The 25,389-nt window shown below is 65.5% G+C and carries 22 protein-coding genes; 7 read left to right on the top strand and 15 right to left on the bottom strand.

What is annotated here, in order from left to right:
* Positions 1 to 339 precede the first annotated feature (339 nt).
* From BTE28158_RS10765 to BTE28158_RS10740, 6 genes are all read right to left on the bottom strand, one after another.
* Positions 340 to 1,344 carry a transketolase family protein gene (locus tag BTE28158_RS10765; RefSeq protein WP_124622953.1) on the bottom strand — a complete coding sequence of 335 codons (1,005 nt, stop codon included), beginning with the start codon at positions 1,342 to 1,344 and terminating at the stop codon, positions 340 to 342.
* A complete protein-coding gene (locus BTE28158_RS10760) occupies positions 1,341 to 2,183 on the bottom strand; it encodes a transketolase (protein ID WP_124622955.1) in 843 nt (280 codons plus the stop codon). Before BTE28158_RS10760 ends, BTE28158_RS10765 begins: the two co-directional genes overlap by 4 nt.
* 45 nt (positions 2,184 to 2,228) lie before the next feature.
* Positions 2,229 to 3,557 (bottom strand): MFS transporter, encoded by a 1,329-nt coding sequence (locus BTE28158_RS10755; protein ID WP_124622957.1) that lies wholly within the window; start codon positions 3,555 to 3,557, stop codon positions 2,229 to 2,231.
* A gap of 80 nt (positions 3,558 to 3,637) precedes the next feature.
* Positions 3,638 to 4,387 carry an SDR family NAD(P)-dependent oxidoreductase gene (locus tag BTE28158_RS10750; protein ID WP_151047346.1) on the bottom strand — a complete coding sequence of 250 codons (750 nt, stop codon included), beginning with the start codon at positions 4,385 to 4,387 and terminating at the stop codon, positions 3,638 to 3,640.
* 190 nt (positions 4,388 to 4,577) lie between these two features.
* Positions 4,578 to 5,468: a LysR substrate-binding domain-containing protein gene (locus tag BTE28158_RS10745; protein ID WP_151047376.1), complete on the bottom strand. Its 891-nt coding sequence runs from the start codon at positions 5,466 to 5,468 to the stop codon at positions 4,578 to 4,580.
* A 538-nt stretch (positions 5,469 to 6,006) separates the two neighbouring features.
* Complete coding sequence (locus BTE28158_RS10740; RefSeq protein WP_151047350.1) at positions 6,007 to 6,876, bottom strand: LysR family transcriptional regulator; 870 nt, start codon at positions 6,874 to 6,876, stop codon at positions 6,007 to 6,009.
* A 111-nt stretch (positions 6,877 to 6,987) separates the two neighbouring features.
* Here BTE28158_RS10740 and BTE28158_RS10735 point away from each other — a divergent pair, with 111 nt between their 5' ends.
* Entirely contained in the window at positions 6,988 to 7,974 is a 987-nt protein-coding gene (locus tag BTE28158_RS10735; protein ID WP_151047354.1) for a zinc-dependent alcohol dehydrogenase family protein, read from the top strand.
* A gap of 303 nt (positions 7,975 to 8,277) precedes the next feature.
* Here BTE28158_RS10735 and BTE28158_RS10730 read toward each other — a convergent pair whose 3' ends face one another.
* Positions 8,278 to 9,237 (bottom strand): LysR family transcriptional regulator, encoded by a 960-nt coding sequence (locus BTE28158_RS10730; RefSeq protein ID WP_124906447.1) that lies wholly within the window; start codon positions 9,235 to 9,237, stop codon positions 8,278 to 8,280.
* A 119-nt stretch (positions 9,238 to 9,356) separates the two neighbouring features.
* Here BTE28158_RS10730 and BTE28158_RS10725 point away from each other — a divergent pair, with 119 nt between their 5' ends.
* Complete coding sequence (locus tag BTE28158_RS10725; RefSeq protein ID WP_151047356.1) at positions 9,357 to 10,568, top strand: MFS transporter; 1,212 nt, start codon at positions 9,357 to 9,359, stop codon at positions 10,566 to 10,568.
* A gap of 142 nt (positions 10,569 to 10,710) precedes the next feature.
* Here BTE28158_RS10725 and BTE28158_RS10720 read toward each other — a convergent pair whose 3' ends face one another.
* Entirely contained in the window at positions 10,711 to 12,279 is a 1,569-nt protein-coding gene (locus tag BTE28158_RS10720) for a trypsin-like peptidase domain-containing protein (protein ID WP_151047358.1), read from the bottom strand.
* 248 nt (positions 12,280 to 12,527) lie between these two features.
* On the bottom strand, positions 12,528 to 13,400 hold the full coding sequence (locus BTE28158_RS10715) for a LysR family transcriptional regulator (RefSeq protein ID WP_151047360.1): 873 nt from the start codon (positions 13,398 to 13,400) through the stop codon (positions 12,528 to 12,530).
* Between the two features lie 131 nt (positions 13,401 to 13,531).
* Between BTE28158_RS10715 and BTE28158_RS10710 the strand changes: the two genes are divergently transcribed.
* A complete protein-coding gene (locus BTE28158_RS10710) occupies positions 13,532 to 14,785 on the top strand; it encodes an MFS transporter (RefSeq protein WP_151047362.1) in 1,254 nt (417 codons plus the stop codon).
* Positions 14,786 to 14,832: 47 nt separating this feature from the next.
* On the opposite strand, the gene pdxR is transcribed toward BTE28158_RS10710, so the two are convergent.
* Complete coding sequence (pdxR, locus tag BTE28158_RS10705; RefSeq protein ID WP_174919860.1) at positions 14,833 to 16,305, bottom strand: MocR-like pyridoxine biosynthesis transcription factor PdxR; 1,473 nt, start codon at positions 16,303 to 16,305, stop codon at positions 14,833 to 14,835.
* Positions 16,306 to 16,466: 161 nt separating this feature from the next.
* Between pdxR and BTE28158_RS10700 the strand changes: the two genes are divergently transcribed.
* Positions 16,467 to 17,666: a GNAT family N-acetyltransferase gene (locus tag BTE28158_RS10700; protein ID WP_151052374.1), complete on the top strand. Its 1,200-nt coding sequence runs from the start codon at positions 16,467 to 16,469 to the stop codon at positions 17,664 to 17,666.
* Between the two features lie 23 nt (positions 17,667 to 17,689).
* Here the strand turns inward: BTE28158_RS10700 and BTE28158_RS10695 are convergent, their stop codons facing one another.
* Complete coding sequence (locus BTE28158_RS10695; RefSeq protein WP_151052376.1) at positions 17,690 to 18,172, bottom strand: DUF3331 domain-containing protein; 483 nt, start codon at positions 18,170 to 18,172, stop codon at positions 17,690 to 17,692.
* A 562-nt stretch (positions 18,173 to 18,734) separates the two neighbouring features.
* Here BTE28158_RS10695 and BTE28158_RS10690 point away from each other — a divergent pair.
* The 3 genes from BTE28158_RS10690 to BTE28158_RS10680 all read left to right on the top strand — a co-directional run bounded on the left by BTE28158_RS10690 (position 18,735) and on the right by BTE28158_RS10680 (position 21,617).
* Positions 18,735 to 19,799 carry a 2,3-butanediol dehydrogenase gene (locus BTE28158_RS10690; RefSeq protein WP_059607288.1) on the top strand — a complete coding sequence of 355 codons (1,065 nt, stop codon included), beginning with the start codon at positions 18,735 to 18,737 and terminating at the stop codon, positions 19,797 to 19,799.
* Between the two features lie 222 nt (positions 19,800 to 20,021).
* Complete coding sequence (locus tag BTE28158_RS10685; protein ID WP_059607286.1) at positions 20,022 to 20,678, top strand: VC0807 family protein; 657 nt, start codon at positions 20,022 to 20,024, stop codon at positions 20,676 to 20,678.
* A gap of 72 nt (positions 20,679 to 20,750) precedes the next feature.
* Positions 20,751 to 21,617 carry a CPBP family intramembrane glutamic endopeptidase gene (locus BTE28158_RS10680; RefSeq protein ID WP_174919858.1) on the top strand — a complete coding sequence of 289 codons (867 nt, stop codon included), beginning with the start codon at positions 20,751 to 20,753 and terminating at the stop codon, positions 21,615 to 21,617.
* A 52-nt stretch (positions 21,618 to 21,669) separates the two neighbouring features.
* Here BTE28158_RS10680 and BTE28158_RS10675 read toward each other — a convergent pair whose 3' ends face one another.
* From BTE28158_RS10675 to BTE28158_RS10660, 4 genes are all read right to left on the bottom strand, one after another.
* Complete coding sequence (locus BTE28158_RS10675; RefSeq protein WP_151049828.1) at positions 21,670 to 22,650, bottom strand: aldo/keto reductase; 981 nt, start codon at positions 22,648 to 22,650, stop codon at positions 21,670 to 21,672.
* A gap of 232 nt (positions 22,651 to 22,882) precedes the next feature.
* Positions 22,883 to 23,557, bottom strand: coding sequence for a MarC family protein (locus BTE28158_RS10670; protein WP_059607280.1), 675 nt, complete (start codon positions 23,555 to 23,557; stop codon positions 22,883 to 22,885).
* Between the two features lie 120 nt (positions 23,558 to 23,677).
* The gene (locus BTE28158_RS10665) at positions 23,678 to 24,478 is read right to left on the bottom strand and encodes an enoyl-CoA hydratase-related protein (protein ID WP_151049830.1); all 801 of its coding nucleotides are present in this window, start codon (positions 24,476 to 24,478) and stop codon (positions 23,678 to 23,680) included.
* Between the two features lie 38 nt (positions 24,479 to 24,516).
* Positions 24,517 to 25,389: AMP-binding protein (locus BTE28158_RS10660; RefSeq protein WP_174919856.1), on the bottom strand; the 873-nt coding region annotated here is incomplete at its 5' end.

Raw genomic sequence — 25,389 nt, 5'->3', positions numbered from 1 at the left:
GCAGTTACCAAGATATCAGCACACGCTCGCACGGCCATGTGGAGTCGCTGGCGAATGAGCGGTCGTGGCCGGCTGCGGTCAAAAGCAACCGACCGCGGCCGACCCGGTGCTGCCAGTCGCTCGCTCATTCCGAGAGGCCGATGACAAGCGGCAAGCGGCCCGTCAGCGCTCTTCTTCAGTCGGGCAGGCTTTGCTTGACACATGTCAGCAGCCTACTTTTTCAGGAGGGTGCGTCGATGGAACCGACGCACCCTCCCCGCTCAAGCTAGCCGAGGACATGTTTCATACGCAGGCGAAGCGATGTCCGCCGTGGTGCTGCGCCGGGACAACACTGTGGGCTCAACCAAGCCAGCCCTTGATGGTATTGGCCATGACGTGGGTGGAGATGCCATAGCGATCGTGCAAGGTCGGTAGCGCGCCCGCACCGAGGAACTCATCGGGCAGTGCGATTTGACGGTACATTGGCGTCACGCCCGCCGTAAGCAGCGAGGTCGCGACCGCTTCGCCAAGACCGCCGATCACCGAATGATTCTCGGCGACCACGACCATGCGACCCGTGCGTCGGGCTTCACGCAAGATCGTCTCGGTGTCGAGCGGCTTGATGGTCGGCACGTGCAATACGCCAACGCCTACGTTGTCCGCTTCGAGCACCTTCGCGACTTCCAGCGAGCGCATCGTCATGATGCCCGAGGAGATGATCAGAACGTCGGCGCCGTCGCGCAGCAGCTTGGCTTTGCCGAGTTCGAACTGATAGTCGTATTCATCGAGCACGGCCGGAACGTTGCCACGCAGCAGGCGCGCATACACCGGCCCGTTATGCGCGGCGATCGCCGGCACCATCTGCTCGGTATCGAGCGCATCGCACGGATCGATGACCGTCATGTTCGGCATCGCGCGCATCAGCGCAAGATCCTCGGCCGCCTGATGGCTCGGTCCGTAGCCGGTCGTGAGCCCCGGCAGTGCGCAGATGATCTTTACGTCGAGGTTGTCTTCCGCGATGGCCTGGTGCATGAAGTCATACGCGCGACGGGTTGCGAATACGGCGTACGTCGTCACGAACGGCTGGGCGCCCTCATGCGCCATACCGGCGGCCGCGCCCATCAGCAATTGCTCGGCCATGCCCATCTGATAGTAACGGTCTGGAAACTCCTTTCCGAAGATGTGCAGGTCGGTGTACTTGCCGAGGTCGGCAGTCATGCCAACTACGTTCGTCTTCTCCCGAGCCAACCGGGCCAGCGCATGACCGAACGGGGCGGAACGCGTGACCTGTCCTTCGCCGGCAATAGACGCGATCATCGCCGAGGTCTTCAGGCGCGGCTTCGTGGTGAGAGTGGTGTCGCTCATGCTTGTCTCCCTGCTTCGAGTGCTGCGAGCGCCAGTTGCCACTCATGGGCGTCGACGCGGATGAAATGGTTCTTTTCCCGTTCTTCGAGGAACGGCACGCCGCAGCCCATGCGGGTATCGCAAACGATGATGCGGGGCTGCTCTTTCGGATGATTGCGTGCAGCATCGAAGGCAGCCTTCACTGCGTCAATGTCGTTGCCGTCCACCCGCTGGGTGAACCAGCCAAATGCTTCGAGCTTCTCGACGAGCGGCTCGAACGCCATGATCGTCGAGGACGGACCGTCGGCTTGCTGGTTGTTGACATCGACCATGGCGATCAGGTTGTCCAGCTTCCAGTGAGCGGCCGACATGAGGCCCTCCCAGATGGCGCCTTCATCGAGTTCACCGTCGGAGAAGAGCGTGTAGACGAAGGCGTTCGAGCCCTTGCGCTTCAGTCCCAGGCAGCGGCCCACCGCGATCGTGAGACCGTGGCCGAGCGAGCCGCCGGACATCTCCATGCCGGGCGTGTAGCTCGCCATTCCGGACATCGGCAACCGGCTGTCGTCGCTGCCGTAGGTTTCGAGTTCTTCCGGTGGCAGGAAGCCGGCTTCGAAAAGTGCGGCGTAGAGCGCGATTGCATAGTGACCATTGGACAACAGGAAGCGATCGCGGCCTTCCCAGTCCGGACTGTCGGGCTGGTAGCGCATCGCGCCAAAGTAGGCAACCGCGAGTACATCGGCGATATCGAGCGCCTGGCCGATATAGCCTTGGCCCTGTACCTCGCCCATCAGCAATGCGTTTCTGCGAATCCGGTAGGCGCGCTCGGCGAGCGTCAGCCCATCTGATGACGGATTGTTCATGGTGGATCCTTGATTCAAAAAGGTGAGTCTTTGCAGCGGACGGTGTCAGCGATTGACGGTTTTGGCCGGCACGAGGAAAACAAGCCCGGCACCGATGACGATCGCGACGGAGATGAAGATGAGCCCAGCCGTCGATTTACCGGTCAGATCGTTCAACCAGCCCACGATGGCCGGCGAGAAGAAGCCGGCGAGATTGGCGAAGCAGTTCACCGCCGCGATACCCGCCGCGGCGGACATGCCGCCGAGAAGCGCGGTCGGCAGTGACCAGAACTGCGAAGACGAAGCGAGAATGCCTGCGGCGGCGACGCTGACACACACCAGCGACGCGCCGACTCCGCCCAGTGTCGGAAGCGTTGCGAAGCCCGCTGCCGATACGAGCATCGGGATCGCAAGATGCAGACGGCGTTCGCGATGCCGGTCAGCGCTCGCTCCCACCAGCGGTAGCGCAATGATCGCGCACAGGTACGGGATGGCTGTAAAGACGCCCACCCACAGCGGATCGGCCACCCCGGATTTGCGGATGATCGTCGGCAGCCAGAATGTGAGCCCATATTGACCGAGCACGACGCAGAAGTAGATGGAGGCCATCAACCACAAACGACGATCGCCGATGAACGACCTGATCGACACATGCGCGATCTTGTGCGCGTTGTCGTTCGCCACGTTGCGTGCGAGGAGTGCTTTCTCCGCATCGGTGAGCCACTTCGCGGCAGCGATACCGTTATCGAGGTAGAACAGGATCGTGACACCAAGGAGCAGCGACGGCAGGGCTTCGAGGATGAACAGCCACTTCCAGCCAGCCAATCCCTGCACGCCCTGGAACGCATGCAGGATGTAACCGGACAGCGGCCCGCCGACAATGCCGGCCAGCGGAATAGCCATGAAAAAGAGTGAGAGTGCTTTTGCGCGCCGTGCCGAAGGAAACCAGTATGTCAGATACAGAATGACGCCCGGCGCGAACCCCGCCTCGGCCACGCCCAACATAAAGCGGAGAACATAGAACGTTGTGGGCGACTTGACGAAGACAAACGAGGCCGAAATCACAGCCCAGGTCAGCATGATGCGAGCGAGCCAGTTTCGTGCGCCTACTCTGTGCAACATGAGATTACTCGGTACCTCGAAGAGAAAATAACCGAGAAAGAAAATACCGGCGCCAAGGCCATACACGGTTTCACTGAAGCGCAGGTCGTTGAGCATCTGCAGTTTTGCAAAGCCCACGTTGACACGATCGAGATAAGCGCCCAGGTAGCACAGCATCAGGAACGGTATCAGGCGCCGTCCGACTTTCGCATACGTTTTTGATTCGAAGCTCGCCGAGTCGGCGAGCTTCGTGACATCGCCCGCCATTGACGGCGCGGTGGCCTTCGTTTTCATGGTTGTCTCCTGCCATATCGCCCCGGGTTTTACCGCCGGGTGCATTGACCCATCTGCCGCAACCGCGGCCGATGTCGTACTTAATGGATCAGCATTCCGCCGTTGACGTCGAGCGTGATGCCCGTGAGGTAAGTCGACAGGTCGCTCGAGAGGAACAGGCAGGCGTTCGCGACGTCCGCGGCATCGCCGAGCCGGCCGAGCGGAATGCCCTTGATGACTTCGGCGCGCATCTCGGTCGTGAGCTTGTCGCCTGTGATGTCGGTCTGAATGAGACCCGGGGTGATCGAGTTGACGCGGATGTTGTCCGGGCCGAGTTCACGCGCCATCGCGCGAGCGAGACCGAGCACACCGGCTTTGGCTGCGCTGTAGTGCGGACCGCCGAAGATGCCGCCGCCGCGTTGCGCGGAAACGGATGACATGCAGACGATGCTGCCGCTCCTTTGCGCCCGCATTTGCGGAATGACCGCTTGCGACATATAGAGCGTGCCGCGCAGGTTCACGTCGATGACCGCATCGAAGTTGTCGGCCCCGATGTCCATCGTCTTCAAAGGCTGCGTGATACCTGCGTTGTTGATCAATCCATCTACACGGCCGTACTTCTCGATGACCGCCGCGGCGGCAGCTATACATGCGGCTTTGTCGGTCACATCGCAAGGGAGGCCGAGGTTGTCCTCGCCGAACTCACGCGCAGCACGCTCGGCATCTCCCTTGTGAAGATCCAGAATCACTACGCGCGCGCCTTGCGCAGCGAGCGCTTTTGCGGTCGCCTTGCCGATGCCGCGCGGCGAGGCGGCACCGGTTACGATGACCACTTTGCTGTCGAGCAACATGTTTGTCTCCATCGATCACGTTAGTTGGTAGACGCAGTTTCAGTGCTTCAACTATCTCGATCAATGCAGTTCGGCTCAACTATTGCTGAAGAATTTTCAGGTGTGGCTGGAACGTGGACTCACGGGTGTCAGAATGCGCCCCTTTGGCATAACGCTGGGGCGCCGCCGCCCCGCCCTGCGCGGCCCGACGCTACAAGGCGGCGCGGCTGGTCTCTTGCTCGACCCAGTCCAAAAATTTGGCCACGCGTGGCAAGTCCAGATTCCTGGCAGGGTAAACGAGGTGATGAGCTCCGACCTCGACCGCATACGTGCGATCGAAGACCGGTATGAGTGAACCTCGTTTGAGATGGACGGATGCGAGCATCGTGCTTTCGAGCGCAATGCCGTGTCCCAATGCCGCGGCCTCGAGGGACATGTACGAGCGGTCGAACGCGAAATCGTATGCCTTGTGCGATACCGCGACGCCGAACTTGCCGAACCATTGCTTCCACTGTACGAGAGGCGTTTCCGAAAAGATCAGGCGCCGTTCGAGCAGATCCTCGGGGGTGCGCACCGGGTGTCGCTTGAGGTATTCCTCCGAGGCAAGAGGCGTGATGAACTCGTTGCGTAGCGTCTTGATCTCGCCATCGGTCCAATGGGCGTAGCCATGCCTTATGTCGAGGTCATAGTGGCCCGAGGTGAACGACACGTCCTCGTACGAGCACGCGAGATTCAACTGAATGTCGCCGTTCGCTTCCTGAAACAAGGCCAGCCGCGGCAGCAGCCACATCAACCCAAAGCTGGGACTCGAATGAATGCGAAGAATCTCGATACCCGACTGGCTCGATGCACGCTCCGTCGCGCGGCTCAGGTCGGCGAGCGATCCGGTGACATCGGCCAGATACTGCTGACCCGTTGGCGTCAGCACCAGTCCCCGCCCCAGCCTCATGAACAAGGGTCGTCCAACCATGGATTCGAGATTGGCAATCTGATGGCTGACCGCCGACGGCGTTAACCCTAATTCATCGGCCGCCCGATTGACACTCTTTGTCCGGGCGACACTCTCGAACGCGACGATGGCTTTTAGCGGTGGGATGCGCATTGTTCCTGGATGCTGCGGTGACAAACTGTCCTGGATCAGGGTGTTCTGCTCCCCTGAGGGCGGTTCCAGAAATGTCGCGTATCCGAGAGGTAAAGGCAAGCCGCGGTTCGGCCGATGGCAATCGGTTCACACGGGCGCGAGACGTCGTGCAAATATGAGGGCGAGTCCCGCGACCAAACGCATCCGCCGGTAGTCGGACAGGGGCAGGTCTCGGGCCGATATCCGACGCCCAGATGTTCTGACCGTCTGGCGGCTCGTGGCCGAACTGCGCCATACGATGCTGTCGCGCCGCTCGAGCGAGCGGGCGACGTCCGAGCGGCGCATCTCGACCCATAAGGGCACTTCGAGTTGCCATGTGCGAATTGGCCGGCTCCTGGGGTGGATTCAACCGGCAACAACGGTCATTCGCACGGCCGGGCGCGAGCAAACCCGTATAGCCACTGGAGGACAATTGCTGCGATAACCTGGGGGCTTTCTTTGAAAGGCGGTCCAGCGAAGCGGACGTACATCGCACGGAGGCATTGATCGCCCGCCTCATTCAAAGGTTCGCTAGCGAATCAATCGTTGCATCCAGAAGTGCGCGCAGTCGCGCGACTCGACGTAAATCGCGGTGAAAGCCAAGCCAAACATCGCGACCCGGCGGGGCTTCGCCTAAATCGACTCGTCGGATGCCCGGCGTCGCATCACCCAGCGGACAGGGCAGCACTGCAAAGCCAGATCCTTCGGCACACATGCGCGCCTGTACTCCACGATTGTTGCTGCCGAACACGATCCTGGCCCGGGGCAGCATGCGCTTGACCCACTCGACGTCGGACAGCGAGCGGAACTCGCTGTCCATGCTGATCAGCGTGTAGCCGTCACCGTCCCCGCGTGTCGGCGGGACGAGATCGACGTGCCCGTACAACGCATAATCGATGTGCATCAGCTTGCGCTGGATGACGTCGGGTTCGTCGAATGGCGTGATGCGGAATAGCAGATCCGCCTCGCGCCGCGCGAGGTTGTAGAGGCGCGAATCCGTGACGAGTTCCAACGAGATGCCCGGGTACTTCGCTAGAAAGCGCGCGAACACGGGGGTGAGTATGTGCACGCCGAACCAGTCCGACGAGGAGACACGGAGCAGACCCGTCAACTGGGTCTCTTTCCCGGTGAGCGCGCGCGTGAATCCAAGCGCTTCCTCCTCCATTCGCTCGGCATAGGCGAGCGCCGTAGCACCCTCATCCGTCAGCACAAAGCCATTGCTCGTGCGCTGGAACAGCATATGTCCGAGCGCGTCTTCGAGTGCGCGCAACCTGCGCCCCATGGTGGGCTGAGTCTGGCCCACGCGCTTCGCTGCCGCCCCCAGCGTGCCGCAGCGGGCAATCGCCAAAAAAATCCGGACATCGCCCCAATCCAGGTGCGGGTCATTCATTTTTGCATGGACTCCGTGCTAAAACTTTGATTTACATGCGTTATAGCATACGTCACGATGAACCCATCGACCCATCAGCTCAACGGAAAGACAACCCGATTGGAGACCACCATGACTATGCAAGCGCTCGTCCTCAGCCGCTACAACGGCCCGCTCGAATTGACTGAAATCTCGATGCCTGAACCCGCACACGGCCAGGTGCGCGTGCGCATTGCCGCAAGCGGTCTCAATCCGCTCGACACCAAGATCCGCGCTGGCAGCGCGGCGCATGCGAAGCATCCGCTCCCGCTGGTGCTCGGCATCGATATGGCTGGCGTAGTCGATGCCGTCGGGCCGGGCGTGACCGCTTTCCATGTCGGCGACGAGGTCTACGGTATGACGGGCGGCGTCGGCGGCATTCAGGGCTCGCTGGCCCAGTACGCGGCGGTGGATGCCGATCTGCTTGCGATCAAGCCCTCCAACCTATCGATGCGTGAAGCCGCGGCGCTACCCCTCGCGTTCATCACTTCCTATTCCGGCATTGTCGATCGGGCCCATCTGCGAGCGGGCGAAACGGTGCTGGTGCAAGGTGGAGCAGGCGGTGTCGGACATATCTCGGTGCAACTGGCGCGCGCACTCGGTGCTCAAGTTTTTGCAACAGCAAGTTCACGCGACCACGATCTCGTTGCGCGGCTCGGCGCTAAGCCAATAGACTACCGGTCGCAATCCGTCGAACAGTATGTCGCATCGTTGACGCACGACACTGGCTTCGACCTCGTTGTCGACACCGTCGGCGGCCCATCGCTCGATGCTTCGTTTGCTGCGGTCAAGCATTTTGGCCATGTTGTCAGCGCGTTGGGTTGGGGTACGCATGCGCTGGCGCCGCTGTCTTTCCGAGAAGCCACGTACTCTGGGGTCTTCACCCTCTATCCGCTCCTGACGGGCATGCATCGCGCGCATCACGGAGCGATACTGCGCGAGGCCACACGGTTGGTCGAAGCCGGCAAGCTCACTCCGAATCTCGATCCGCGCCGGTTCGACCTGCGATCCGCAGAATGCGCCTACGACGCCATCACGAACGCCACCGCACGCGGGAAGATCGTCGTGGACGTCGCGTGAGATCGAACGTGTCAGCTTCGCTGTGTCGATTCACGACTGCCCGACACGGTTGGTGCAGGCGCCCCTCAAGCAAATCGTCACTATCCGATGCGGACATTCGAGTGTCCGTCGCGTCGCGCGAGCGAATGACGGAACCTGGCCGGCTGCGGTCAAAAGCAACTGACCGCTGCCGACTCATCCGGGACACTCACATAGCGCACCTCGAATGTCTGTTCACCGCATGTCACGAGCCACACCTGCTAGCGACGCCCTAATCGGGAATCTCACCGCTGGCGCACTTTGAAAGTCAGTGACTATCGCAAGTTAGCCTAGGTTTTCCGACCCTGATGGCGCGGGCATCCCGGCCAGGATGCCCTCGGACATCGCACGCTGGAAGCGGTCGACCAGGAAGTCCAGTAGCACCCTCACGCGTGGAGTCATATAGCGATTTCGGTTCAACACGGCATATATGCCGGGCTCACCTTCGACCCACTCCGGCAACACGACCTGAAGTTTGCCTGCACGAATATCCGCTGCGGCATCCCATATTGTCTTGCGGGCTATGCCGAACCCGGCAAGTGTCCACGCACGTGCCAAGGCGCCATCATTTGTTTCCCATGCGTTTTCCATTGCTACGGTGTGATTCCAACGCTTGCCTTCGGACACGAAGTGAAATTCGTTCAACGGACCTGCAGCCGTAACCAGAACGACAAACTGATGGGCAACCAGGTCAGCCGGGATTCGCGGCGTGCCGTGATTGGTCAGATATTCAGGAGACGCACATAGCACTCGCCAGTTCGGTGCAAGTTGCCGTGCGATAAGTGAAGGATTGTTTGGCCTTCCAAATCGGATTGCGAGATCCACGTCGTCTTGCAGCAAGTCGGAGACGGAGTCGGTCAGGTTAAGTGCGATTTTCAGCTCGGGCTGCGTGCGAACGAAGTCTTCTAGCCAGCTACTCAGTAGATTGCGGCCGAAATCGGCCGATGCCGAAATCCGAACCTTGCCGCGCGCTATCCCCTGGCTCGCGTTGAGTGCGGCCTCGGCATCCTCGATGGCCCTCAATGCGATGCGGCAGTGGTGGTGGTATAGCCGGCCCTCTTCTGTTAGACGTAATTGCCTTGTATTGCGGTCGAATAGCCTTGTTGAGAGTGCCGCTTCCAGTTTGGTGAGCCGCGCGCTCGCTGCTGCCGGTGAGAATCCCAGCTTACGACCGGCAGCGGACAAGTTGCCCAGTGCCGCTGCCTCCACGAACAAACGCATGTCGCCCAGTCGATCAGTTGCCATTCTTCATCCAGATTTGAAAAGTATTCAAATGCGCGGCCAATTATCAAATCCATGTTTACTAGTCAGACTGCCACTCTGCAAGCCCCAACGAGGGAAAACGGTGAAATCTGGAGAACAAGATGGATAAAAATTGCGGGGCAGCGACCGTGGGTATCGGATGCGCTGAGACGGTGAATCGTCTCCCCGTGGGAGCGTTGTTTGCATTGGCGATGGCCAGTTTCATCGCCACAGCGAACGAAACTGTGCCGGCTGGCTTGCTTCCAGAGATTGCACAAGGGTTCCACGTCAGCGAAGCCTGGGCTGGGCAACTTGTAACCCTCTGTGCGCTCGGGTCGGGTGTAGCAGCCATCCCGCTGACCGCAGTTGTCCGTAAGTGGCAACGGCGGCATGTCTTGTTGCTGGTGTTGGCCGCGTTTCTCGTTTGCAATGCGATCACTGCGGTGTCGACGAATTACGTGCTGACGCTGGCTACGCGCTTTGCTGTGGGACTCGCCACCGGACTGGCTTGGTGCCTTTTGGCGTCGTACGCGCGGCGTATGGTTCCCGCGTCGATGCAGGGACGCGCGCTTGCGGTGGCGATGATCGGCATTCCTTTGGCGTTGTCGGTCGGGGTGCCGTTAAGCGTCTGGCTCGGCAGTATGGTCGGCTGGCGCAGCATCTTTGGCATTATGTCCGGGATGTCACTGGCGTTAATGGCCTTGGTGTGCTGGAAAGTGCCGGATTATCCTGGCGAGATGACGAACCACCGTTTGCCGATGCGGCGAGTCCTCATGATCCGGGGCGTGCGACCCGTGCTGTTCGTGGTGATGGCCTGGATTCTTCCACATTACATTCTTTACACGTACATTGCGCCTTACCTGGCATCGGTCGGACTGGCGCGCGATGTGGATTCTGTGCTGCTGATCTTCGGTATCTCTTCCATGCTCGGCATTTGGGTTATCGGTTCTCTCGTTGACGGGTGGCTGCGCCTGTTGGTATTGGGCGGGCTCGGAGCCTTCGCCTGCGTTTCGGTGATATTTGGGTTAGGCGCCACGTCACCCACGGTCATCTGCGTTGGCGTTGCGATCTGGGGCTTCAGTTTCGGCGGAGCGCCGACCCTTCTTCAGACTGCTTTGGCCGATGCAGCCGGCGAGGGGGCTGACATCGCGCAGTCCGCATTGGTGACGGTGTTCAATCTTTCGTTTGCCGGTAGTGGAATCGTCGGTGGCGTACTACTCGGGACGGTAGGCGTCGCTTCTTTTCCGTGGGTGGTCGCATCGCTGCTGGTGATTGGCGTGTTAGCGGCATGGCAAGCGAATGCCCATGGATTTCCGTCTGGGCAGCGTCAATGAATGAACCAGGCACGTCGCTACGCGCAAGCCGCGAACGGCCGATGGCGGAGGTGTAGCCGCCTTACAAACATCCGGTCAAACGCCTTCGTGAGTGACGCCTCTGGCCGCACACCGACGCTCTTCCCACCCTCCCGTCAACACCCTACCGCGCACGCACCGACACGAACTTCCGCGCATTCTCGCGCTGGATCAGCACCGCGATCACACCGCCTTTCGCTTCGAGCGACTGCACGTCGTCCGGCGTTTCGAGCAGCGTGTCGTTGAGCTCGAGCACGACGTCGCCCGGACGGATGCCCGCGTTCGCGGCCGGCCCGCGCACCGCATCCACCATCATCCCGACCGCGAGCCCGGTCGAACGCCGTTCGGCGTCGCTCAGCGGATGCATCGTCAGCCCAAGCCGATCGCCGCTGTCAGCCGGCCGCGCGGCCGCCATCGCCACGCCGGCGGCACCGCCCGCGCCAACCGTGCCCGCGCTGCCCGCCGCACTCGCGTTGTCGATCGCGTCGCCGGTCGCCGCGCCGGTGACCGTCAGCATCATCGGCGCGCGGTTGCGGATCAGCCGCACCGGCGCCTTTGCACCTGGCGGCAATGCGGCGGCCAGGTCGTTCAGTTCGGCCGACTGGCCAATCGGCTTGTCGCCGAACTTGACGATCACGTCGCCGGGCCTCACGCCCGCCGCGGCGGCCGGCGAGCCGGGATCGACGCCGTTGACGAGCGCGCCCGCCGGACGCGGCAGGCCGAACGCAGCGGCCAGCCCGACGCCGACGTCCTGTACGTCGACGCCGAGCGCGTTGCCGGACGACGCGCGCTGCGCCTGCGCATTGGCGCGGCTCTGTGCCTGCACCTGCGCACGCACCTTCACGGCGAGCGCGATCGGGATCGCGAACGTCGTGCTCGCGTACCGGTCGGCGCCCGTATAGACCTGCACCGCGATACCGATCACGTCGCCCGCGCGGTTGAACACGGGGCCGCCCGAGTTGTCGGGATTCACCGCGATGTCGGTCTGGAAGAACGGAAACCCGCTGCCGTCCGGCAGCGCATGCGACGTCGCGCTGATGATGCCGGCCGTGACCGTGTTGCCAGAGCCGTCCGGCGCACCCATCGTCATCACCGGTTCGCCGGCGCGCACCCTCGACGAATCGCCGATGCGCACGACCGGCAGCTTCGTCGCGTCGACGCGCAGCACGGCGACGTCGCTCTGCGGATCGACGGCCAGCACCGTCGCCTTCAGGTCGCGACGATCGGCCAGTCGCACCGTGACATCGGTCGCATCGTCGACGACATGTGCGGACGTGAGGATCAGCCCGTCGGCGCTGACGATGAAGCCCGAGCCGCTGCCCGACAGCGTGCGCGGCGACGTATCGGGCGCCGGCGCCAGTGGACCTTGTGCGGACGCCGGCGGACCGCCGCGGCGGAAGAACGCGGCAAGCGGATCGTCGGAATCGAGAATCGCGAAGGACGGACCACCGGCCTGCTGGTCGGGCGCGGCGGTCATGATGGTGACGACCGCCGGACCGTAACGGTCGACGATCGCCGGGAAGTCGACCGGCATCGAGTGAGGCGATGCGGCGAGCCGGTTCTTCATGACAGGCGGTATGGCGGGCGGTGCGGCGGCTCCGGCAACAGCTGGCGATGGCGACAGCAACGAGGCGAATACGCCCCCGATCAACGCGGTGCGAAGCACGGCGCGAGCAAGCGTCTGGCGAACCACGGTGCACCTCCCCCGGCAGTCGCGGCGCCGCCCCGCGCGCCACGCGCGGGCGCCCGACAAGCACCGGTACACCCCTCCATTTATAGTCCAAGCAGCATCCGGAACATACGAATCGAAACCCGCATGCCGGGTCGTCACGCGACGGCGGAGCCGCGACAGCGTTCGTTCCGGGCAAAGTTCACGGTTCGTCAATCAGAATATCCACCCGATACCGCGGCGATGCGCACGACGACGTGCGTCCCGCGCTACTAGGCCAGCAGCAGAAAGTTTCGCACCACCGCCGACGGATCGTCGCGTCGCGACGCAATCGCGAGCCTCGCGCGCAGCCCGTTGCCCGCGACCTGCCGATACACGACGCCTGCGACCCGCACCTGCGTGATCGCCTTCGGCACGATCGACACGCCGAGCCCGGCCGCGACGAGCGTCACCGCCGACGCGATTTGCGGCGCGGGCTGCGCCATGCGCGGCTGGAAGCCGGCGGCATTGCACGCCGCGACGATGTCGTCGAACAGCGCACTGCCCGCTTCGCGCGGCACCTGCACGAACGCCTCGTCGGCCAGTTCCGCCAGATCGATCCGACGCCGCTGCGCGAGGCGATGCGCGACCGGCATCGCGACGAACATCGGCTCCTCGTCCCAGTCCGCTGCCCGCAACGTTTCCGCGATACGACGCTCCGGACGCACGATCGCGACATCGAGCCGCCCGGCTTCCAGCGCCTCGAGCAACACGCCGGAGGTCGCCTCCTGCAACGTCAGGTCCGTATCCGGAAACGCTTCGCGAAAGCGGCGAATCAGATCGGCCACTTTCGAGTTGAAGGCGGCCGTCCCCGTGAATCCGACCCGCAGTTGCCCGATTTCCCCACGCGCGGCCCGTTTTGCCGCCCGCGCCGCGCGCTCCGCATCGTCGAGCACGCGCCGTGCCTCTTCCGCGAACACCTCTCCCGCAACGGTCAGCTCGGCACCGCGTGCGGTCCGCCTGAACAGCTCCACGCCGAGTTCGTTCTCGAGCGCCTTGATCTGCTGGCTCAGCGGCGGCTGCCCCATGCCGAGCGCCTCCGCGGCCTTGGTGAAGTTCAACGTGGCCGCCACGGCCAGGAAGTATCGGAGATGTCGAAGTTCCATGTGATCTCGGTCGACGGAAATGGCGATCCAGCCATTCGCAAAAGGTATTGCTACGGTTCATTTCATATATTGGACATATATATGACCGTGCGCAAGAATTCGGCTATTCCGCAGCCCATCGGGTCCCTACCATGTCGAATCCCGCGATTTCGTCCGCCGCGACGCGCGCCCCGAGCGCCGCGCCGGATGCGCTGCCCGCCGGCGTGTCGCCCCGCTCGGCGGCCTACAAGCGCATCGCACTGGCACTCTTCCTGGCCGGCTTTTCCACCTTCTCGCTGTTGTACTGCGTGCAGCCGCTGCTGCCTGCGTTCGCGCGCGAGTTCAACCTGGGCGCGGCGTCGAGCTCGCTATCCCTGTCGCTGTCGACGGGGATGCTGGCGGTCTCCATCCTGTGCGCCGGCGCGCTGTCCGAACGCTTCGGCCGACGCGGGCTGATGTTTGCGTCGATGACGCTCGCGGCACTGTTCAACGTGCTCTCGGCGATCGCGCCGAACTGGAACCTGCTGCTGATCTGGCGCGCGCTCGAAGGTTTCGCGCTCGGCGGCGTTCCGGCAGTGGCGATGGCCTATCTCGCCGAGGAAATCGCCGCCGACGGGCTGGGCCTGTCGATGGGTCTTTATGTCGGCGGCACCGCGTTCGGCGGCATGATCGGGCGAATCGGGATGAGCGCGCTCGAGGAGTATTTCTCCTGGCGCACCGCGATGCTGACGATCGGCATCGTCGACCTCATCGCGTCGGTCGCGTTCGTGATGCTGCTGCCGCAGTCGCGACGCTTCGTGAAGCGAACCGACCTGACGGTGCGTCACCATCTGCGGCTGTGGAACGCGCAGTTGCATCATACGCGGCTGCCGTTCGTATTCGCGGTCGGCTTCCTCATGATGGGCGCGTTCGTGACCGTATACAACTACGCCGGGTTCCGGCTGATGGCCGCGCCGTTCAACCTGAGCGCGACCGCATGCGGGCTGATCTTCGGCGCCTACCTGTTCGGGATGGTGTCTTCATCGAGTGCCGGTGCACTCGCCGATCGTCTCGGGCGCGCACCCGTCCTCATCAGCGGCATTCTCGTGTTCGCGGCCGGCCTGGCGCTGACGCTGTCGCATTCGCTCGTCGCGATCATCGTCGGGATCGTGCTGATCACGATCGGCTTCTTCGTCGCGCATGCGGTCGCGAGCGGCTGGGTTGGCCACCTTGCGGGTTCCGCGAAGGGGCATGCCGCGTCGCTCTACCTGCTGGCCTATTACCTCGGGTCGAGCGTGCTGGGCTCGGTCGGCGGCACGTTCTGGCAACACGGTGCGTGGTCTGCGGTCGCCGCGTATGTCGCGGTGCTGCTCGTGCTCGGCCTGGCGGCTGCCCGCCGGATCATGCGCGAGGAACGCGTGCGGTAAGTTCCGATTCGCCCGCTTCGCCTCCCGGCAATGCGCAGCGACGCGACTCAATCGCCCGCGACCCGATACGCGATCGTCGACAACGTCCGCAGCATCGGCGCGAACGCATCGGCCGACGTATTGCCGAACCCGAGCACCAGCCCGTTGGCCGCCGACGTCGCATGGATCGAAAAACCCGACAGCGGAAACGGCCCTATCCCGTGCACGCGCGCCGCCTCGACGATCGCGCGGTCGCGATAGCGTGCCGGCAGCCGCAGCGCCAGATGCAGCCCGCACGGCCCGCCCTCGACCTGATGCGGCACGGCGAACGCGTCGTCCAGCGCGGCGAGCAGCAAGCGCCGCCGGTCGCGATACAGCCGGCGCATCCGCCCGAGATGCCGTCCGTACTCGCCCGTCTCGATGAAATCGGCGAGCGCGAGCTGCACGTGGCGCGTCCCACCGCGCAGCATCTCCGGCAACGCCGGCCGCACCGCGGCCAGCAGCGCGTCGGGCAGCACGAGAAAACCGATCCGCAACGCCGGAAACATCGTCTTGCTGAACGAGCCGAGATAGACGACCGGCGAGTCGGCCGCGAGCCCGTGCAACGCGCCGATCGGCTCGCCGGTATGCCGAAACTCGCTGTCGTAATCGTCCTCGATGATCCACGCGCGATGCCGGCGTGCGGCGTCGATCAGTGCAAGCCGGCGCGAGATCGACAGCACCGCGCCGGTCGGGAACTGGTTCGACGGCGTGGTGTAGACGAGCCGGGGCGGCCGCTCGCGCCAGTTCGCGTCCTCCGCGCGCAGCCCCTCCGCGTCGACCGGCATCGGCACGACATCGAGATCGGCCGCCTGCATCGCGGTGCGCGCGCCGCGATAGCCGGGCTCCTCGACCCAGACCGTATCGCCCGGGTTCGTCAGCAGTTGCGCGCACAACGCGATTGCACCCTGCGCGCCCTCGGTGATCACGATCTGCTCAGGATCGCAGCGCACGCCGCGCGTCACGGCCAGATGGCGCGCGATCGACTCGCGCAGTGCGCGCTCGCCGAGCGGGTCGCCGTACGCGAGCAGGTCGCGGCCGGCGCGGCGCAACGCGCGGTCGATTGCGTGCCGCCACGCATCGACCGGGAAATGCGACAGCGCGGGCACGCCCGGCCGGAAGCCGTCCGATTCGCCGGTGCCGATCAGGCTCGGACGGATCCGGCCGAGCCGCTGCGCGACGGCCGGCGGTGCGGCCCGCCGACGCGGCGCGGCCGGCCGCGACAGGCCGACCACGCGCGTGCCGCGACGATCGGATTGCAGGAATCCTTCGGCAACGAGCTGCTCGTAGACCGCCGCCGTCGTGTTGCGCGACACGCCGAGCGTCTCGGCCAGCGCACGCGTGCCGGGCAGCCGCGTGCCGGCCGGCATCGCGCCGCCGAGAATCGCATCGCGCACGCGGCGCAGCAACTGCCGCTGCAAGGAAGGTGCGCCGGCCGCGCGCGCGAGCGGCGCGTCGAGCGGCAGCAGTGGCGCGGCACCGGAAGGAATGGCAGTCGTCATCGGAATATCGCGGCGTGGAAGTCTCGGTGCATGGCGCCATCGTCGCGCCTTCGTGGCACCATAAATTTGCCATCGTCTGGCGCTTCTCATGGTACCTCGCCGGGACTACGATCGTCTGCATGCCGGCATGTCGCCGGCCGCCAACCGAAGCGAGATCGACCTTGTCCACGCTCACCAACGACTTCCAGCAGCCCATCGGCCACCCCGTTCCCGACTGGTCCGCGCGCCCGCGCCCGGAGCGCATCCTGCTCGAGGGCCGCTACTGCCGCCTCGAACCGCTCGACGCCGACCGCCACGCTTCCGACCTGTACGCCGCATATGCGCAGGCGCCCGACGGCGGCGACTGGACCTATCTCGCGCACGGGCCGTACGCCGACGAGTCGAGCTACCGTGACTACGCGCGCGGCGCGGCGGCGAGCGCCGATCCGCTGCACTACACGGTGATCGACCGCGCGACGAACCGCGCGGTCGGCACGCTCGCGCTGATGCGCATCGACCCGGCCAACGGCGTAATCGAGGTCGGCTCCGTCACGTTCTCGCCGCGGCTCAAGCGCACGCCGATTTCGACGGAAGCGCAGTACCTGCTGATGAAGTACGCGTTCGACACGCTCGGCTACCGCCGCTACGAATGGAAGTGCGACGCGCTCAACGAGCCGTCGCGCAAGGCGGCCGCGCGGCTCGGCTTCCGTTACGAGGGCACGTTCCGGCAGGCGATCATCTACAAGGGCCGCAATCGCGACACGACATGGTTCTCGATCATCGACGGCGAATGGCCGGACGTGCGCGCCGCGTTCGAAGCGTGGCTCGCGCCGGAAAACTTCGACGCCAGCGGTGCGCAACGCGAGTCGCTCGTAGCGATCCGCCACGCGCGGGCGCGGGCGCGCGACGCGGCCAGACGTGCGAACGACGCGACGCGCGTCACGGTCCGACCGCTCGTCGCCGCCGACGAAGCCGCGTGGCGCCCGCTGTGGCAGGATTACCAGCGGTTCTACGAGACCGCGCTGAGCGACGCCGTGTTCGCGACGACGTGGGCGCGCCTGATGGATCCCGCCGAACCGATGTTCGCGCTCGGCGCCTTCGATGCGTCGGGTACGTTGGTCGGCATCGTGCACGCGATCTATCACCGCTCATGCTGGACCGAAGGGCCGTACTGCTATCTGCAGGACCTGTTCACGGCGGCCGGCGCACGCGGACAAGGCGCGGGCGGTGCGCTGATCGAGGCCGTGTACGAGCGGGCCCGCGAAGCCGGCGCGAGCCGCGTGTACTGGCTCACGCACGAAACCAATACGACCGCGCGCGCGCTGTACGACAAGCTCGCGACCAACGCGGGGTTCATTCAGTACCGGAAAGATCTCAAGTAACACGCAGGTGCAACCGGTCGCGCTCAGCCCAGGGCATCGTCCGGATCCGTCGCCTCGCCGCAGGCTGGTGCAACGTGACGCGCGGCGCCGGCCGCAGGCGGCACCGACGCGGGGTGGATCATCTCGTCGCCGTTGACGGGCACCGGCCGCCGCACCGGCCGGTACACCGGTTCACCCGGCTCGATCGCCTGCCCCGAGATCGCGCAGCGGCCCGCCTGCAACGCGACGCGCAAGCGCCAGCGTTGCTCGCCGTAATGGCAGCGCCCGCTTTCGCTCCAGCGCACCAGCAAGCCGTCGTCGCCAGCTTCCAGAACCGACACGAACAGTTGCGGCCGCAACGGTGAAACGCCAGGTGCGACAGGCTCCGGAGATGACGCACGACCAGCGCGCTCCGGCGGCCGGGCCACCCCGACCTCTGCCGGCAGCGGCATCGCGTCCCGCTCGTCGGCTACCAGCATGTGGTACGACACGTACCCGCAGATCAGGCTTTCGATGAAGTTTGGCATGCTGGACGACCTTCAGTGAAGATTGAAACGAGCCGCGCCGCGCTCGGCCCTTCGCGCAGCAGCGCTGGCCGATTCGGTCATGCGCCGCCTCCGGTGCCACCGCCGCGCACGCATGCGATCGGACATTGCCGCAGATGATACAAATTGAACTTGACTTCAAGTAAAGGGGGGGGCGAGCAACGATGCGTTTCACCGATCGGCACAATGGGCTGGCACGACGGTGGTGGAGGCGCAGCCGCCCAGCCACGCGTCTCACGTTTCGTCTCAATCCGCTGAGACGAATGTCCCGGGGTCTCACCCGCCCCAGCCCGTCGCAAGCGCAGCAAATTTCACGCACGATTCGCTCTGCACGCGCTGATGCCGGTGCAAGGCCAGTTGCTGCACCGCACACCGCCCCTCCGGCTCCGTCACCACCCGACCGCCCGTCCAGGCTGGCCCCGTTCCTGCATGTCGGTCGCTCGCGCAATCGCGCGACGGACGCATCGGCCCCTTGCCGCGCGTCCGACGACAACCTGACGGAGACAGCAACGTGAGTACACCGGCACCGAACACCGCTCCCAGCATGAAGGCCGCCGTCTGGCACGGCCGCAACGACATCCGCGTCGAGGAGGTTCCCGTTCCGGCGCATCCGCCGGCCGGCTGGGTCCAGATCCGCGTGCACTGGTGCGGGATCTGCGGCTCCGACCTGCACGAGTACGTCGCCGGGCCCGTGTTCATCCCCGTCGACGCGCCGCATCCGCTGACGGGCCTGAAGGGACAGTGCATCCTCGGCCACGAATTCAGCGGAGAAATCGCGGCGCTCGGCGCCGGCGTGACGGGTTTCGCGGTCGGCGAGCGCGTGACGGCCGACGCGTGCCAGCATTGCGGCACCTGCTGGTATTGCCGGCACGGGCTGTACAACATCTGCGAGAACCTCGCGTTCACCGGGCTGATGAACAACGGCGCCTTCGCCGAATTCGTCAACGTGCCGGCCGAACTGCTGTACAAGCTGCCCGACGACTTCCCGACCGAGGCCGGCGCGCTGATCGAGCCGCTCGCGGTCGGGCTGCATGCGGTGAAGAAGGCCGGCAACATCGTCGGCCAGACCGTCGTCGTGGTCGGCGCCGGCACGATCGGCCTGTGCACGATCATGTGCGCGAAGGCCGCCGGCGCCGGACGCGTGATCGCGCTGGAAATGTCGGCCGCGCGCAAGCAGAAGGCGCTGGAAGTCGGCGCGACGGTCGTGATCGACCCGAAGGCGTCCGACGCGATCGCGGAAGTCAAGGCGCTGACGGGCGGCTACGGTGCCGACGTGTCGTTCGAGTGCATCGGGCACACGGCCACCGCGCAGCTTGCGATCGACGTGATCCGCAAGGCCGGCAAGTCGGTGATGGTCGGCATCTTCGAGGAGCCGACGTCGTTCAACTTCTTCGACATCGTGTCGACCGAGAAGGAAGTGATCGGCTCGCTCGCGTACAACGGCGAATTCGCGGACGTGATCCGCTTCATCGCGGACGGCCGCATCGACGTGCAGCCGCTGATCACCGGACGCATCAACCTCGGCGACATCGTCACGCATGGCTTCGAGGAACTGGTGAACCACAAGGACCGGAACGTGAAGATCATCGTCCAGCCCGCGACCGCCTGACGAACCTCGGACCGGCCGATGACCGCCGCGTGCCGGACGCACGCGGCGCCGAACGGTGCCGGGGCAACCCCCTGTCGCGACCGCGATGCCCGCCCGGCCGGTACATGTTCCCGCCCATTCTCGGTGCGCGCACAACGGCACCGGGCGCGGGCGCGCGGGGTCGGACTTCGATATACTCGAAGCGACATCACCGCCCCGCGCGCCGCCCGCGCACCCGCTTCCGTGAAACCACGAGCCGGCCTGATCCTCGAACTCGTCGTCAACCTGCTGCTGCCCTGGGTCGCATACCGGGTGGCGCATCCGTATTTCGGCGAAACCGGTGCACTGTATGCGTCGGCGATTCCACCGATCGTCTGGTCCGTCGTCGAATTCATCCGCTCGCGCCGCATCGATGCGGTGGCTGCCGTCGTGCTGCTCGGCATCGCGCTGTCGATCGCCGGCATGGCGCTCGGGGGCAGCGCGCGCACGTTGCTGATGCGCGAATCGCTCGCGTCCGGCACGATCGGCGTCGTGTTCCTGCTGTCGTTGTTCCGCGATCGTCCGCTGATCTTCTATCTCGCGCGCGCGACGGTAGCCCGCGAGATGGCCGGCGGCGCCGCGCGTTTCGAGGCGGTCTGGGCCGAGCAGCCGGGGCTGCGCCAGATGCTGCGGCTGATGACCTTCGTGTGGGGCGCATGCATGACGCTCGAGATGCTGCTGCGCCTGTGGATGGTCGTCACATGGCCCGTCGAGCGCGTGCTCGTCGTGTCGCCGATCATGGGCTACACGGTGTTCGGCACGCTGCTGCTGTGGACCTTCTGGTACCGGCGGCGAATGCGCGAGCGCAACCGCGTCGACATCCCTGGCCGCGACGGCGTCACCGAAATCGCCGGCCGCTGACTGCCCGCCCCGCGGCATGTCACGGCCGCTAGGGTATGATGCGCGGCGTTTCGTCCGACCCTGCATCGCCCCATGTCTCTCTCGCTTCTCCCGTGTGCCACGATCTGGCTCGCGCTGTTCGCGGCCGCAGCATTCGCGTGGCAGCGCCCGCTGCACGTCCTGAGCATCGCCCTTGCCGCGCTCGGCTATGCCGCTGCGCTGGCGTTCGGCAAGCTCGAGCCGATCGTGCTCGCGCCGATCGCGCTGCTCGTGGCCGCCGCCTGGGGCGTCGCGCCGGGCCGTCCGTTCGCGGTGCGGATCGGCGCGCATGTCGTGTTCGCCGCGCTCGCGATCGCGTTGACCCTGCACCTGATCCCCGGCTTCCACAATCCGCGCGTGATCGCGCCGACGCGTTTCACGCCGGATGCCGTGCCGTTCACGATGTATCTGAATTTCGACAAGCCGCTCGTCGGCCTGTGGCTGCTGTGGGCGCTGCCGTGGACCGCGCCGGACGTCCCGCCGGCGCGCGCGTTGCGCACCGGTGCCGTGGCGGCCGTCGCGACGGCGGCCGCCTGCCTGGCCGGCGCGCTCGCCTTCGGGATGGTCGGCTGGGCGCCGAAATGGCCGGCGTCCGGCTGGATGTGGCTCGTCAACAACGTGCTGCTCGTCACGCTCGCCGAGGAAGCGCTGTTCCGAGGTTACGTGCAGGGTGGACTCACGCGCGTGCTCGGACGGTTCGGATGGGGACCATGGGCCGCGCTTGCGATCGGCGCGGTGCTGTTCGGCGCCGCGCACGCGGCCGGCGGCTGGCCCTGGATCGTGCTCGGCACGGTGGCCGGCTTCGGCTACGGTCTCGCCTGGCGGCGCGGCGGGCTGCTCGCGTCCGCGCTCGCGCATGCGGGGCTGAACGCGATCCACTTCGGGTTGTTCACCTACCCGATGCTCGCCGCCGCGCGCTGAACGCCGTGCGCGACGGGGCGGCGGCGGCAGGCCGCCGGTTTCGCGCGGTTGATCAGTTGAAGCCAGCCACCGCGTGCGGCACGTAAGGGCCTTCAAGCGCCGCGATTTCGTCGTCCGTCAGCTTCAGTTGCAGTGCCCCGAGCGCATCGTCCAGATGATGCGGCTTCGAGATGCCGACGATCGGTGCGGTAACGCCGGGCTTGTGCGCGACCCACGCGAGCGCGACCTGCGCACGCGGCACGTTACGCGCGGCGGCGATCGCGGCAACGGCCTCGACGACCGCGCGATCGGCATCGGCCGTCGCGTCGTAGAGCCGTTGGCCGACGTCGTCGCTCTGCTGCCGGCCGGACGACTCGTCCCAGTTGCGCGTCAGCCGACCTCGCGCGAGCGGGCTCCACGGAATCACCGCGACGCCTTCGGCCTCGCACAGCGGCAGCATTTCCCGCTCCTCCTCGCGATACAGCAGGTTCAGATGGTTCTGCATGCTGACGAAGCGGGTCCAACCATTCTGCTTCGACGTATACAGCGCCTTCGCGAACTGCCACGCGAACATCGACGACGCGCCGATGTAGCGCGCCTTGCCGGCCTTCACGACGTCGTGCAGCGCCTCGAGCGTCTCCTCGATCGGCGTGCCGTAATCCCAGCGGTGGATCTGGTACAGGTCGACGTAGTCGGTGCCGAGCCGCTTCAGGCTCTGGTCGATGTCGGTCATGATCGCCTTGCGCGACAACCCGGCGCCGTTCGGCCCCGGCCGCATCCGGTAGAACACCTTGGTCGCGATCACGACGTCGTCGCGCTTCGCGAAGTCGCGCAGCGCGCGGCCGACGATCTCCTCCGACGTGCCGTCCGAATACATGTTCGCGGTATCGAAGAAGTTGATGCCGGCCTCGATCGCGCGCTGGATGATCGGGCGGCTTTCCGCTTCCGGCAGCGTCCACGGATGCGTGCCGCGTGACGGCTCGCCGAACGTCATGCAGCCCAGCACCAGCTTCGACACGTCCATCCCGGTCGACCCGAATTTCACGTATTCCATCGCGCGCCTCGTCATTGAAGTGGGGTGACGGCCGGATGCGCGCCCCGGTTCGCCGCGCCGGGCGCGAACGCCGGGGGCATGCATCCGCCGGACGTCGCATGGTATCCCGCGGCGCGCAAACGCGTATCGGTGCGCTCGCGCTGCCGGCCAAGGCCGGACGGACGGACGAACGCCCCCCCGCAGCCCGGACACGTCGCTCGGGCCCGGGTTGCGCGTCCAATGACGAACGAAGTTACTTGATCTGGTCGGCGAGCGGCTGCAGGAATTCGGAGAAGCCGGTCAGCATGATCTGCACGCCGATGCACAACAGCAGGAACGCCGACACGCGCTTCGCGACCTTGGTGCCTTCGGTGCCGAGATAGCGCGAGAGTAGCGCGGCACGGCTGTAGGTCAGCCAAATGACGACCGCGACGAGCGCGGAAACCGCGATCGACACGATGCTCGACAGCATGAACTCCGACAGCTTGTGCGTGCGATTCGCGTTCAGCGCGATCGCGGTGGCGATCGAGCCGGGGCCGACCGTCAGCGGCATGGTCAGCGGGAAGAACGCGCGGGTCATGATCGCATTCGCATCGATCGGCTTGATCGGCGTATCGCCGCCGCCCGCCGGCCCGTCGGGCTCGTTCAGCATCTGCCAGCCCGCCACCGCGACCGCGAAACCACCGCCGATCCGCAGCGCTTCCATCGAGATCCCGAAGAAATGCAGCACCGGCGTACCGACGAAGAAAGCGACCAGCAACACGATGAACGCGTTGAACCCGACCTTCTTCGCGAGCAGGTTGCGCTCGTGCACGGTCAGCGCCTCGGTGCGCTCGAGAAACAGGAACGCGATGCCCATCGGGTTGATGATGCCGATCAGGCCGGTGAAGCCGAACAGGATCTCGGAGATAAGGCGATTGACGATCATCGGAAGCGAAGAAGCGGTCAGGGCTGGGCCGGCGGCGCGCCGGGGGTCACGCATTGTAGAGCAAGCGCCCGCGCCCGCGACGCAAATCGCGCCGCGGGCCCGACGGGCCGCGCCCCGCCCTTATTCGGCGACCGGCTCCCACGCCGGCGGCCGCTTCGCGAAGAACGCGGCGAAGCCCTCCTTCGCTTCGGGCGTCGCCCGCACGCGCGAGATCGTCTGCGCGGTGAACGCCGCGCGTTCGTCCGACGGCGGATACTCGCCGATCGCGTCGAAAAAGCGCTTGATCTCCATCAGTGCGTTCGGGCCATTGCGGCTCAGCTCGGCGAGCGTCTTGTCCAGCGCCGCGTCGAGTGCGTCGGGCGGCACGGCCTGGTGGATCAGCCCGATCGCGACGGCTTCGCCGGCCGCGAGCTGCGTCGCGGTCAGCGCGAGCCGGCGCGCCTGGCGCTGGCCGACCGCCTCGACCAGATACGGGCCGATCACCGACGGCAGGATCCCGAAACGTGCCTCGCTGACCGAGAAGCGCGCGTGATCGCTCGCGATCACGATGTCGCAGGCCGCGCACAGGCCGACGCCGCCGCCGAACGCGTGGCCCTGCACGCGCGCGACGGTCGGCTTCGGGCACTGCCGGATCGCCCGCATCATCGCGGCGAACCGCTCGGCGTCGCGCAGGTTCGCGGCCGCGTCGTTCGCGCTCGCGCGCTGCATCCACTGCAGGTCGGCACCCGCGCAGAACGCGCGGCCGTCCGAGCGCAGCACGATCGCGCGCACGTCGTCGCGCCCGCCGAGCGTCGTGAACGCGTCGGTCAGCTCGGCGATCATCGTCTCGTCGAACGCGTTGAGCACGTCACCGCGCTGCAGCGCGACGGTCGCGATGCCGCGCGCATCGACGGCGACAGCCAGGGTCTTCAATCCATCCATCGAACAGGTTTCCTCAGGTAGAACGGCAAACATCCGAATTACGCGGCCTGGCGGCGGTCGATCACGCGCCGGGCCTTGCCGGTCGCGCTCGCGGGAATCCCGCCGGCCGCCAGCACCGTCACGCCGGACGACACACCGACCATCGTCTTGATCCGGTGCTGCAGCTCGCGCGCGAGCGCCGCGCGATCGCTTTCGGTGACCGACGCGGCCGCTTCGGAGCGCAGTTCGACCGCGAGGTCGAGCCGGTCCATGTGACCGTCGCGCGACAGCGTGATCTGGAACTGGCCCGACAGCTGCGGCAGCGCCACGACGATCTCCTCGATCTGGCTCGGGAACACGTTCACGCCGCGCACGATCAGCATGTCGTCGGAGCGGCCGGTGATCTTCGCGAGACGGCGCATCGTGCGCGCAGTCGGCGGCAGCAGCGCGGTGAGGTCGCGCGTGCGGTAGCGGATCACCGGCATCGCTTCCTTCGTCAGCGACGTGAACACGAGCTCGCCCTGGCTGCCGTCGGGCAGCACTTCGCCCGTGACGGGATCGATGATCTCCGGATAGAAATGGTCTTCCCATATCACCGGGCCGTCCTTCGTCTCCACGCATTCGCATGCGACGCCCGGGCCCATCACTTCCGACAGCCCGTAGATGTCCAGCGCGTCGATGCCCACGCGCGTCTCCACTTCCTCGCGCAGCGCCTGCGTCCACGGCTCGGCGCCGAAGATGCCGATTTTCAGCGACGATTCGGCCGGGTCCATCCCCTGCCGCACCATCTCGTCGATCAGGTTCAGCATGTACGACGGCGTGACGAGAATGATCTTCGGCTCGAAATCGCGGATCAGCTGCACCTGCTTCTCGGTCTGGCCGCCCGACATCGGCACGACCATGCAGCCGAGCCGTTCCGCGCCGTAGTGAAT

It is taken from the genome of Burkholderia diffusa (assembly GCF_902499115.1).
GTDB lineage: Bacteria > Pseudomonadota > Gammaproteobacteria > Burkholderiales > Burkholderiaceae > Burkholderia > Burkholderia diffusa.
Note: the sequence above shows the minus strand (reverse complement) of the source record. Positions and strands in the feature narration are given on the sequence as shown.

Coding starts and splice junctions, on each gene's coding strand:
- BTE28158_RS10765 (WP_124622953.1), bottom strand. CDS start 1,344: ATGAGCGACACCACTCTCACCACGAAGCCGCGCCTGAAGACCTCGGCG.
- BTE28158_RS10760 (WP_124622955.1), bottom strand. CDS start 2,183: ATGAACAATCCGTCATCAGATGGGCTGACGCTCGCCGAGCGCGCCTAC.
- BTE28158_RS10755 (WP_124622957.1), bottom strand. CDS start 3,557: ATGAAAACGAAGGCCACCGCGCCGTCAATGGCGGGCGATGTCACGAAG.
- BTE28158_RS10750 (WP_151047346.1), bottom strand. CDS start 4,387: ATGTTGCTCGACAGCAAAGTGGTCATCGTAACCGGTGCCGCCTCGCCG.
- BTE28158_RS10745 (WP_151047376.1), bottom strand. CDS start 5,468: ATGCGCATCCCACCGCTAAAAGCCATCGTCGCGTTCGAGAGTGTCGCC.
- BTE28158_RS10740 (WP_151047350.1), bottom strand. CDS start 6,876: ATGAATGACCCGCACCTGGATTGGGGCGATGTCCGGATTTTTTTGGCG.
- BTE28158_RS10735 (WP_151047354.1), top strand. CDS start 6,988: ATGACTATGCAAGCGCTCGTCCTCAGCCGCTACAACGGCCCGCTCGAA.
- BTE28158_RS10730 (WP_124906447.1), bottom strand. CDS start 9,237: ATGGCAACTGATCGACTGGGCGACATGCGTTTGTTCGTGGAGGCAGCG.
- BTE28158_RS10725 (WP_151047356.1), top strand. CDS start 9,357: ATGGATAAAAATTGCGGGGCAGCGACCGTGGGTATCGGATGCGCTGAG.
- BTE28158_RS10715 (WP_151047360.1), bottom strand. CDS start 13,400: ATGGAACTTCGACATCTCCGATACTTCCTGGCCGTGGCGGCCACGTTG.
- BTE28158_RS10710 (WP_151047362.1), top strand. CDS start 13,532: ATGTCGAATCCCGCGATTTCGTCCGCCGCGACGCGCGCCCCGAGCGCC.
- pdxR (WP_174919860.1), bottom strand. CDS start 16,305: ATGACGACTGCCATTCCTTCCGGTGCCGCGCCACTGCTGCCGCTCGAC.
- BTE28158_RS10695 (WP_151052376.1), bottom strand. CDS start 18,172: ATGCCAAACTTCATCGAAAGCCTGATCTGCGGGTACGTGTCGTACCAC.
- BTE28158_RS10690 (WP_059607288.1), top strand. CDS start 18,735: ATGAAGGCCGCCGTCTGGCACGGCCGCAACGACATCCGCGTCGAGGAG.
- BTE28158_RS10680 (WP_174919858.1), top strand. CDS start 20,751: ATGTCTCTCTCGCTTCTCCCGTGTGCCACGATCTGGCTCGCGCTGTTC.
- BTE28158_RS10675 (WP_151049828.1), bottom strand. CDS start 22,650: ATGGAATACGTGAAATTCGGGTCGACCGGGATGGACGTGTCGAAGCTG.
- BTE28158_RS10670 (WP_059607280.1), bottom strand. CDS start 23,557: ATGATCGTCAATCGCCTTATCTCCGAGATCCTGTTCGGCTTCACCGGC.
- BTE28158_RS10665 (WP_151049830.1), bottom strand. CDS start 24,478: ATGGATGGATTGAAGACCCTGGCTGTCGCCGTCGATGCGCGCGGCATC.